Source organism: Pseudomonas sp. MWU349 (genome assembly GCF_017947325.1).
Lineage (GTDB): Bacteria > Pseudomonadota > Gammaproteobacteria > Pseudomonadales > Pseudomonadaceae > Aquipseudomonas > Aquipseudomonas protegens.
In genome coordinates this window covers 295,035-304,401 of the sequence record NZ_JAFEVP010000008.1, presented here as the reverse complement: position 1 = coordinate 304,401, position 9,367 = coordinate 295,035, and the positions used below count along the sequence as shown (strand labels likewise).

General features: G+C 62.0%; 9 protein-coding genes and 1 tRNA gene. 6 read left to right on the top strand and 4 right to left on the bottom strand.

The window, feature by feature from the left end:
* Nucleotides 1-96: 96 nt before the first annotated feature.
* Nucleotides 97-186, bottom strand: a tRNA-Ser gene (locus tag KCG88_RS28865).
* Between the two features lie 317 nt (nt 187-503).
* Here KCG88_RS28865 and KCG88_RS28860 point away from each other — a divergent pair.
* From KCG88_RS28860 to KCG88_RS28850, 3 genes are all read left to right on the top strand, one after another.
* The gene (locus KCG88_RS28860) at nt 504-1,193 is read left to right on the top strand and encodes a crotonase/enoyl-CoA hydratase family protein (RefSeq protein ID WP_210713631.1); all 690 of its coding nucleotides are present in this window, start codon (nt 504-506) and stop codon (nt 1,191-1,193) included.
* 217 nt (nt 1,194-1,410) lie between these two features.
* Nucleotides 1,411-2,133, top strand: a complete 723-nt coding sequence (locus KCG88_RS28855; protein ID WP_011060160.1) for a 1-acylglycerol-3-phosphate O-acyltransferase — start codon at nt 1,411-1,413, stop codon at nt 2,131-2,133.
* Between the two features lie 147 nt (nt 2,134-2,280).
* Nucleotides 2,281-3,252: a magnesium and cobalt transport protein CorA gene (locus KCG88_RS28850; RefSeq protein ID WP_011060159.1), complete on the top strand. Its 972-nt coding sequence runs from the start codon at nt 2,281-2,283 to the stop codon at nt 3,250-3,252.
* Between the two features lie 43 nt (nt 3,253-3,295).
* Here KCG88_RS28850 and KCG88_RS28845 read toward each other — a convergent pair whose 3' ends face one another.
* The 3 genes from KCG88_RS28845 to KCG88_RS28835 form a co-directional block, all read right to left on the bottom strand.
* Nucleotides 3,296-4,018, bottom strand: a complete 723-nt coding sequence (locus KCG88_RS28845; protein ID WP_047284799.1) for an amidotransferase — start codon at nt 4,016-4,018, stop codon at nt 3,296-3,298.
* 105 nt (nt 4,019-4,123) lie between these two features.
* Nucleotides 4,124-6,268, bottom strand: a complete 2,145-nt coding sequence (locus tag KCG88_RS28840; protein ID WP_210713630.1) for a 3-hydroxyacyl-CoA dehydrogenase NAD-binding domain-containing protein — start codon at nt 6,266-6,268, stop codon at nt 4,124-4,126.
* A gap of 25 nt (nt 6,269-6,293) precedes the next feature.
* The gene (locus tag KCG88_RS28835; RefSeq protein WP_210713629.1) at nt 6,294-7,499 is read right to left on the bottom strand and encodes an acetyl-CoA C-acetyltransferase; all 1,206 of its coding nucleotides are present in this window, start codon (nt 7,497-7,499) and stop codon (nt 6,294-6,296) included.
* A gap of 352 nt (nt 7,500-7,851) precedes the next feature.
* On the opposite strand from KCG88_RS28835, the gene KCG88_RS28830 reads away from it, so the two are divergent.
* The 3 genes from KCG88_RS28830 (at nt 7,852) to KCG88_RS28820 (ending at nt 9,362) form a co-directional block, all read left to right on the top strand.
* On the top strand, nt 7,852-8,007 hold the full coding sequence (locus KCG88_RS28830) for a hypothetical protein (protein ID WP_158498105.1): 156 nt from the start codon (nt 7,852-7,854) through the stop codon (nt 8,005-8,007).
* A gap of 102 nt (nt 8,008-8,109) precedes the next feature.
* Nucleotides 8,110-8,559 (top strand): rhodanese-like domain-containing protein, encoded by a 450-nt coding sequence (locus tag KCG88_RS28825; RefSeq protein WP_011060155.1) that lies wholly within the window; start codon nt 8,110-8,112, stop codon nt 8,557-8,559.
* Entirely contained in the window at nt 8,556-9,362 is an 807-nt protein-coding gene (locus KCG88_RS28820) for a cytochrome c (RefSeq protein WP_210713628.1), read from the top strand. The genes KCG88_RS28825 and KCG88_RS28820 overlap by 4 nt, the downstream gene beginning before the upstream one ends.
* Nucleotides 9,363-9,367: the final 5 nt, after the last annotated feature.

Genomic DNA, 9,367 nt, shown 5'->3' with positions numbered 1-9,367 from the left:
GCCCCCTACCCGCTCCATCGGGCCATTTTTCAGACGCCAAAAACCACAAACCCCCGACTTTCTTTAGGAAAGTCGGGGGTTTGTGTTTGTAGAATGTGGCGGTGAAGGAGAGATTCGAACTCTCGATACAGTTTCCTGTATACACACTTTCCAGGCGTGCTCCTTAAGCCACTCGGACACTTCACCGTATCTCTTCAAACCGATTCAGTCTGTCGAGGCGCGCTAATGTAGTCGATAGCTTTTCAGATGGCAAACTTTTTTTTCAGAATTTTCATGCGCTTAAGCTCGATCCCCAACCAAGGGCAATGCTGCCCCCATGCAATAAGGCAAACCGGCCATTCTTCAGCCTTGCCCACAACCCTATAGAAGAAACCATGCGTTACCCGCTGTGTGATGCAGGGCCCTAACCGGCCTCGTGGCTGACTCACCAGTCAGTCATGGCGCTTTACCGCAGCTACCGTGGTGGGTAACGTCTGCAGCACTTCAATACAAGGAATTGCGTCATGAGTGAGTTGATTTCCTACCATCTCGAAGACGGTATCGCGACCCTGACCTTGAGCAATGGCAAGGTCAATGCCATCTCCCCGGACGTGATTGCCGCCTTTAATGCGGCGCTGGATCAGGCTACTGCCGATCGCGCGGTGGTGATCATCACCGGCCAGCCGGGGATTCTCTCCGGCGGCTACGACCTCAAGGTCATGACAACCGGCCCCAAGGAGGCCGTGGCTCTGGTAACCCTGGGTTCGACCCTGGCCCGCCGCCTGCTGTCCCACCCCTACCCGGTGATCGTCGCTTGCCCGGGGCATGCAGTGGCCAAGGGCGCGTTCCTGCTGCTGTCGGCGGATTATCGCATCGGTGTCCAAGGCCCCTTCAGCATCGGCCTCAATGAAGTGCAGATCGGCATGACCATGCACCACGCGGGCATTGAGCTGGCCCGTGACCGCCTGCGTCGCTCGGCATTCCATCGCTCGGTGATCAATGGCGAGATGTTCGACCCGCAAAGCGCGGTAGATGCCGGCTTCCTAGACAAGGTGGTAGCGCCCGATGAACTGCAAGGCGCCGCCCTGGCCGCTGCACGCCAGTTGAAGAAGATCAACATGGTGGCGCACAAGAACACCAAGCTGAAAGTGCGCAAGGCGCTGCTGGATGCTCTGGAGAACGCGATCATCCAGGACCAGGCGCACCTGGGCTGAAACCCGCGGATTAGCTACCTGAACCAGCCCGGCCTTCGCGCCGGGCTTTTTACTGCGTGCCTTGCCACCCCGCCGCGACCGCTCTAGATCACCATCGCCAGCATTGCTGGAAACATGCACTTAAACATCGCCCATCTCCCGGCTGAGAACGGTAATTGCCGAAAACAGTGCACATCCGTACACTGCGCCACCCTTTGTCCCCGGGTGGGCCGTTTAGATGCTGTATCTGCTTCGTATGTCGTTGATGGGCTTGCACTTTATCCTGGCAGGCAGCCTGGGCCTGCTGCTCGGCCTGTGTCGCCCGTTCAACCCGGACAACAGCCGCCTGTGCGCCCGTCTCTACGCCTGGCCGGCGATGTGCATCCTGCGCCTGCGAGTCAAGGCCGAGGTCGGCCCGCTGATGGACAAGCCCCAGGGCTGCGTGATCATCGCCAACCACCAGTCCAACTACGACCTGTTCGTGTTTGGCAACGTGGTGCCACGACGCACCGTGTGCATTGGCAAGAAGAGCCTGAAATGGGTGCCGCTGTTCGGCCAGCTGTTCTGGCTGGCAGGCAACGTACTGATCGACCGTGGCAACCCGCACAAGGCCCGGCGCTCGATGCTCACCACCACCCACACCTTGCAGCACAAGGACACTTCGATCTGGGTCTTCCCGGAAGGCACCCGCAACCTCGGGGAAGAGCTGCTGCCCTTCAAGAAAGGTGCATTCCAGATGGCCATCGCCGCCGGCGTGCCCATAGTCCCGGTGTGCGTCAGCAGCTACATCAAGCACATGCGCCTGGATCGCTGGAACAGCGGCAAAATCCTGATCCGCTCGCTGCCCGCCATTCCCACGGCCGGGCTGACCCTGGACGACATGCCACTGCTGATCGCACAGTGTCGCGAACAGATGCGCGAGTGCATCGCCAGCATGGACCGCCAGCTGCAGGCCGCCTGAACCCCGGCCCCACAAAAAGCCCGCCTTGCGCGGGCTTTTATTTGTCCGCGAACTCCCTCGCGGCCAGTGACTCTGATGGAGCATTGCAGGCTAAGCTGCACCTGATCTGTCACCGCCTCCCTTGATAAGAAGAAGTGAACCGGAACCATGGGTAGAGTTGTTGCTGCCGCCGTCTACAGCGGCGGAAAGAAAGTCACGGATATCAGCCTCGACGAAGGGGCCGCCTGGGCCGCCAAGCCCGGCCACTTTGTCTGGATCGGCCTGGAAGAACCCAACGCCCACGAGCTGGCCAACCTGCAGCGCCAGTTCAACCTGCATGAGCTGGCCATCGAGGATGCCCTGGAAAAGCACAGCCGGCCGAAGTTGGAAACCTTCGGCGATGCGCTGTTCATCGTCACCTATTCGCCGGTGCGCGATCAGGGCAAGCTGGAGTTCATCGAAACCCACATCTTTGCCGGCAACGGCTACATCATCACCGCGCGCAACGGCCACTCGGCCTCCTATGGCTACGTGCGCCAGCGCTGCGAGGCGCGCCCGCTGCTGCTGGAGCACGGTGAAGACTTCGTGCTCTATGCCCTGCTGGACTTCGTTACCGAGAACTACCAGCCGGTCAGCGAAGCCATCCATGCGGAAATCGACGAGCTGGAGCGCAACGTCCTCTGCGACTCGCTGAACGAACGGGACATCCAGCACCTGCACGGCCTGCGCCGCGACGTGCTGCGCCTGCGCCGGCACGTCGCGCCCATGGTGGAGATCAGCGAAGAACTGCAGAAGCTCAGCTTTCCCTTTATCGACAAGAACATGCGGCCGTACTTCCGGGATGTGCAGATTCACGTCACCCGGCAGATGGAAGACCTCTCGACCCTGCGCGATATCGCCAGCCAGACCATCGAGATCGGCGTACTGCTGGAGGCTTCACGGCAAAGCATCGTGCAACGCAAGTTCGCCGCCTGGGCCGCGATCCTGGCGTTTCCGACGGCGGTGGCGGGGATCTACGGGATGAACTTCCAGAACATGCCGGAGCTGAGTTGGCACTACGGCTACTTTGGCGTCCTGGGTTTTATCAGCGTGGGTTGTGTCGGCCTCTGGGCCAGCTTCAAGCGTTCCGGCTGGCTCTGAAGGAGCAACGGCCCTGCCCCTTGCAGCAGGGCCATGGCCGGGTTCAGGCAGCCTCGGGCTTGTGAGCGACGAAGCGCATCATCCACTCCGCCACAGTGGTGCCGTGATGGTCGCGCTCAAGGCTGGCCACGCCCTTCTGGTAGATCTGCTCGCCGAGAAACTCCTGGCGCAGGTCCAGCAAGGCGCGGGAATAGTCATGGATGAACTCGGGGTGGCCCTGGAAGCACAGCACCTGATCATTGATGTGGTAGGCCGCGAACGGGCAGAAATCACTGGAGGCGATCACCGTGGCGTTCTCCGGCAAGGCGGTAACCTGGTCCTGATGGCTGATCAACAACGTCAGCTCCTCCACCACCGGGCTCATCCACGGCGCCTTGGCCGCCAGCTTGTAGCTGTGGGTACCGACACCCCAGCCCTGGCTCGCGCGCTCGCTCTTGCCCCCCAGCAGCAAGGCCAGCAACTGATGGCCGAAGCAGATGCCCAACAGCTTGTCGCCACGCTCGTAGCGCCCCAGCAGGTAGGTCTTGAGGGTCTGGATCCAGGGATCGGTACCGAACGAGTCGGCCTTGCTGCCCGTCACCAGATAGGCGTCGAATTCCAGGTCATCGCTGGGGTACTCCCCCTGGACCACGTTGTAGACGCTGAATTGGGCAGCGATGGGCTGCTGGGAAAACAGGCGCTGGAACATCTGCCCGTAACCCTGATATTGATCGACCAGTTCGGGACGCAGGATATCGGTTTCAAGAATGCAGATGCGTAGCGACATAAAAAATTCCTGACAAGGCGATGGCAATAATGAACAGTCCAGAGCCTGCCTTGAAATACCACGGCAAGGCAAGCCCCGGATCAGCTCATTGAGCGCCTGTCGGTGTCAGAACAACTGGCCCAGGCGAGCCTTTTCCAGAAGCAGCGTCGGCGGCCGGAAACGCTCGCCATATTGCTCGGCCAGGTACTGCGCCCGGGCGACGAAATCCTGCACCCCGTACTGATTGATGAACTGCAGGGCGCCCCCGCTCCAGGCGGCAAAGCCGATGCCGAAGATCGAGCCGATGTTGGCGTCCGCCGTGGAGTGCAACACTCCCTCCTCCACACAACGCACGGTCTCGATAGCCTGGACGAACAGCAGGCGATCCCGCACATCCTGGGGCGAGATCTGCCCATCGGCCTTGTAGAAGCGCGTGCGCAGTTGCGGCCACAAATGCTTCTGGGCACCGGCCGGATAATCGTAGAAACCACCACCGGCCGCCTTGCCCGGGCGCTTGTATTCGTTGAGCAGCAGATCAATCACGGCAAATGCCGGATGTTCGATGGCCGGCTTGCCCTCGGCCTGCAGGTCCTTGGCGGTCTGCTGGCGGATATGGCTCATCAGGCTCAGGGAAACCTCGTCGGAAATTGCCAGCGGCCCCACCGGCATCCCGGCCTTGCGCGCTTCGGTCTCGATCATCGGCGCCGCGATGCCCTCGCCGAGCATGGCGATGCCTTCGTTGGTGAAAGTGCCGAACACCCGGGAGGTGAAGAAGCCGCGGCTGTCATTGACCACGATCGGTGTCTTCTTGATCTGCAAGACAAAGTCGAAGCCGCGGGCCAGGGTTTCATCGCTGGTTTTCGCACCCTTGATGATTTCCACCAGAGGCATTTTTTCCACCGGGCTGAAGAAATGCAGGCCGATGAACTTGTCCGGGTTCGGCACTGCCGTAGCCAGGCCGGTGATGGGCAGGGTCGAAGTGTTGGAGGCGATCACCGCGTCACCGCCGACCACCTGCTGCGCAGCCCGGGAGACCTTGGCCTTGAGCTCGCGATCCTCGAACACCGCCTCGATGATCAGGTCGCAACCGGCCAGGTCGGCATCCTCGGCGGTGGTGCGGATCCGCGCCAGGGTGGCGTCCCGCTGCTCACGGCTCAACTGCCCGCGAGCCACCTTTTTCTCCAGCAGCGCCGCCGAGTGGGCCTTGCCCTTCTCGGCCGCCTCGGGGCTGATGTCCTTGAGCACCACCTCGATACCCGCCACCGCACTGACATAGGCAATGCCCGCGCCCATCATGCCGGCGCCAAGCACCCCGAGCTTTTTCGTGACTTGCGGCGGCACGCCCTTTGGCCGTGAGCTGCCGGCATTGATCTGGTTGAGCTGGAACCAGAAGGTGCCGATCATGTTCTTCGCCACCTGGCCTGTGGTCAGCTCGGTGAAGTAACGGGTCTCGATCAGTTGCGCGGTGTCGAAATCCACCTGGGCGCCTTCGACCGCAGCGCAGAGGATCTTTTCCGGCGCGGGGAAGCAACCCTGGGTCTTGGTCCGCAGAATCGAGGGGGCGATGGCCAGCATCTGCGCAACCTTGGGGTTCGACGGTGTGCCACCAGGGATCTGGTAGCCGCGCACATCCCAGGGCTGTTGCGCGCCCGGGTTGGCGAGGATCCAGGCCCGAGCCTTGGCCAGCAGGTCGTCGCGGTCCGTCGCCAGGGCATCGATCAGGCCAGCTTGCAACGCCTGCTGCGGGCGCACTTTCTTGCCTTCCAGCAGATAGGGCAAAGCCTTTTCCAGGCCTAGCATGCGCACCATGCGCACCACCCCGCCGCCGCCAGGCAACAGGCCCAGGGTGACTTCCGGCAGGCCGAGCTGTACCGATTTATCGTCCAGGGCAACGCGATGATGGCAGGCCAGGCAGATTTCCCAGCCGCCGCCCAGGGCCGCACCATTGATTGCAGCGACCACCGGCTTGCCCAGGGTTTCCAGGGCCCGCAATTGGCCCTTGAGGGCCAGCACCATGTCGTAGAAAGCCTTGGCCTCGGGCCTGCCGACCTTGATCAGCTCATTGAGGTCGCCGCCGGCGAAGAAGGTCTTTTTCGCCGAGGTGATGATCACTCCGGCAATCGATTCCTGCTCGGCCTGCAAGCGCGCCACGGCACCGGCCATGGCGTCGCGGTACAGGGCATTCATGGTGTTGGCGCTCTGGCCCGGCATATCGATGGTCAGGACGACGATCTGGTCCTGGCCTTTTTCGTAACGGATGGCATCGGTCATGAAAGGGACTCCTTGAAGTCGGGGCTCAGAGGCGTTCGATGATGGTGGCGATACCCATGCCGCCGCCGACACAGAGGGTCGCCAGGCCATAGCGCTGGCGCCGGGTTTCCAGCTCATCGAGCAAGGTGCCGAGGATCGCGCAGCCGGTGGCCCCCAGCGGGTGGCCCATGGCGATGGAGCCGCCGTTGACATTGACCTTGGCCGGGTCGATGGCCATGTCCTTGATGAACTTGAGCACCACCGAGGCGAAGGCTTCATTGACCTCGAACAGGTCGATGTCCTCGACCCGCAGCCCGGCCTTGGCCAGGGCCTTGCGGGTGGCCGGCGCCGGGCCGGTGAGCATGATGGTGGGGTCGGTGCTGGTGACCGCTGTGGCCACGATGCGCGCCCGGGGCTTGAGCCCCAGCTCGCGGCCCTTGGCTTCGGAGCCGATCAGCATCAGCGCCGCGCCGTCGACGATGCCCGAGCTGTTGCCGGGGGTGTGCACATGGTCGATCCGCTCCACATGGCTGTAGACCCGTAGCGCCGTGGCATCGAAGCCCATCTGCCCCATCATCTCGAAACTCGGCTTGAGCTTGCCCAGGCCCTCCAGGGTCGAATCGGCGCGAATGAACTCGTCATGGTCCAGCAAAACGATGCCGTTCTGGTCCTGCACCGGCACCAGGGATTTGGCAAAGGCCCCGCCAGCCCGGGCGCGGGCGGCCTTCTGCTGGGAGTGCAGGGCGAAGCGGTCGACGTCCTCCCGGGAGAAGCCTTCCAGGGTCGCGATCAGGTCGGCGCCAATCCCCTGGGGGGTGAAATGACTGTGCAGGTTGGTCTCCGGGTCCAGCACCCAGGCCCCGCCGTCGCTGCCCATGGGCACCCGCGACATGGACTCGACGCCGCCAACCACCACCAGTTCCTCGAACCCGGAACGCACCTTCATCGCCCCCAGGTTGACCGCCTCCAACCCGGAAGCGCAGAAGCGATTGATCTGCACCCCCGCCACGCTTATATCCCAATCCGCAGCCTGGACCACGGTCTTGGCGATATCGGCGCCCTGATCACCGATGGGCGTCACACAGCCCAGGACCACGTCGTCCACCTGGCTGGTGTCCAGTTCGCAGCGCTGCTGCAGGGCCCGCAACAGGCCCGCGGTCAGGTTCACCGGTTTCACGCTGTGCAAGGCGCCATCGGCCTTGCCTTTGCCACGGGGCGTGCGTAACGCATCGAATATCAAAGCTTGGGTCATGACGTCCTCGAACCGCTGTGCAGGGGAAAATGTCGAGCTCCCACCTTAGGCGCGGCAGCGTCGGATTCAATGACCGATGCGCTCAGCCGCCTTGACGCCGACGCTCAGACGAACGGTAGGCGGCTAAGGGCTCTGCCGATGAAGGGTCGCGAGCTGTCTAGCCAGAGGGCGACCAAGGCACGCCCGGGCCGATATATAGCCTTTTAATAAATCAAAAATATAAATTCATATGAATTGGATCTAAGCCAGAGGATTCAAGGCCCCTAAGGTAGAAACTGTAGGAAGCTCCAGACGGATTCTGCACTGGAGCAAGTAAGAAAAAGGACACATAGCCGGTTCATAGTGACGAGTAATGGAGTTCATCCACCGGCATGCATTGACGCTCAGGAATAACAACAAAAGGCATTCAGCCATGTTCAAGCATTCGAAAGTACGTCAGGCGGGGCTCATTCTTTTCGCAACCACACTGCTGTTGATCTTGCCCAATCTCACCAAAGTGATCGGCTGATCTGTGGCTGCTCGATCAACGAGACGGAAAATTGTCCCCCGGTTCCTACCGGGGCACGGACTTGTGTGCCAGTCTTCCTGAGGAACACCAAGGGGAAGACTCATGCGCCACTGGATTGCACTCGCCACACTCCTGAGCGCCTTTCACGCTCACGCCGGAATCATCGACGTCAACCGCGCGGTGGACGAAATCAATGATGGGGCGCTGATTCTCGATCTGCGCAACGAGAGCGACTTTGCCGCCGGCAACGTGCACAACTCGCTGCAGGTCAATCTCGAACTGGAGGACGGCACCGGCATCAGCGCCGAGGGCCTGGCCTATCAGTTGCGCAAAGTGGTGCTGGACCCAAACGCCACCGTGGTGATCTACAGCGACACCAACCAGCACGCCCTTGAAGCCGAAGACACGCTGGTCAAGCACGGCTATTTCGGTATCGTGAACGGCGGCAACTACGAAGAGCTCCGGGACGCCCTGTTCGACCATGTGTCGCGACCGGACGACGTGCTTCCCGGCGACGAACCCACTGACGACGACCCGACGGCCATCAATTGAAAGTACTCCTCCTTGGCGCTGCCCTGCTGCTGAGCAGCCCGCTGCACGCCGCGCAACTGCTGATCGACCTGGGTTCCGCCAGCCACACCTGGCAGACCGAAGAACTGCTCAAGCACCCCCAGGCCCAGACCATCACCATCAAGAACGACGTGTCCTACCAGCGCGACATGCAGTACCGCGCCGTGCCCATGGCGACCCTGCTCAAGGGCCTGAAGGCCGAAGACCATCTTCAAGCCGTGGCCCTGGACGGCTTTGCCGCAGAGCTCAGCGCCGCGCCGCTGCTTGAACGCCAGGGCGCCCAGGCCTGGCTGGCCGTGGAGGACCCGAGCCGGCCCTGGCCTGCGCTGGCTGCCGACAAACCCAGCGCCGGGCCTTTCTATCTGGTGTGGACCAATCCTGCCGCCGGGCATATCAGCCCGGAGCAATGGCCGTTCCAAGTGGCGCGCATCCAGCGCCTGGAGCCAGTGGCGCAGCGCTTCCCGGCCCTGCTTCCGGATCCGCAGTTGGTGGCCACTGATCCGATCAACCAGGGCTTTGCCCTGTTCCAGAAAAACTGCCTGGCCTGCCACCGCCTCAACGGTGCCGGCGATTCACAGTTCGGTCCGGACCTGAACATCCCCTACAGCCCCACCGAGTATTTCAGCGGCGATTTCCTCAAGCGCTATATCCGAGATCCACAAAGCATGAGGCGCTGGCCGCAGGCGAAGATGCCCGGGTTCAACAACAACGTCCTGCCGGATCAGGAGCTGGACCTGCTGCTGGGGTATCTCAGGCACATGGCAGGGCGCAAGCAGGTTCCCTGAACCTT

Bases quoted from the DNA above. Each gene is read 5' to 3' on its own strand.
- KCG88_RS28850 (WP_011060159.1), top strand. From the start codon at position 2,281: ATGGGTAGAGTTGTTGCTGCCGCCGTCTACAGCGGCGGAAAGAAAGTC.
- KCG88_RS28855 (WP_011060160.1), top strand. From the start codon at position 1,411: ATGCTGTATCTGCTTCGTATGTCGTTGATGGGCTTGCACTTTATCCTG.
- KCG88_RS28840 (WP_210713630.1), bottom strand. From the start codon at position 6,268: ATGACCGATGCCATCCGTTACGAAAAAGGCCAGGACCAGATCGTCGTC.
- KCG88_RS28845 (WP_047284799.1), bottom strand. From the start codon at position 4,018: ATGTCGCTACGCATCTGCATTCTTGAAACCGATATCCTGCGTCCCGAA.
- KCG88_RS28835 (WP_210713629.1), bottom strand. From the start codon at position 7,499: ATGACCCAAGCTTTGATATTCGATGCGTTACGCACGCCCCGTGGCAAA.
- KCG88_RS28860 (WP_210713631.1), top strand. From the start codon at position 504: ATGAGTGAGTTGATTTCCTACCATCTCGAAGACGGTATCGCGACCCTG.
- KCG88_RS28830 (WP_158498105.1), top strand. From the start codon at position 7,852: ATGGAGTTCATCCACCGGCATGCATTGACGCTCAGGAATAACAACAAA.
- KCG88_RS28825 (WP_011060155.1), top strand. From the start codon at position 8,110: ATGCGCCACTGGATTGCACTCGCCACACTCCTGAGCGCCTTTCACGCT.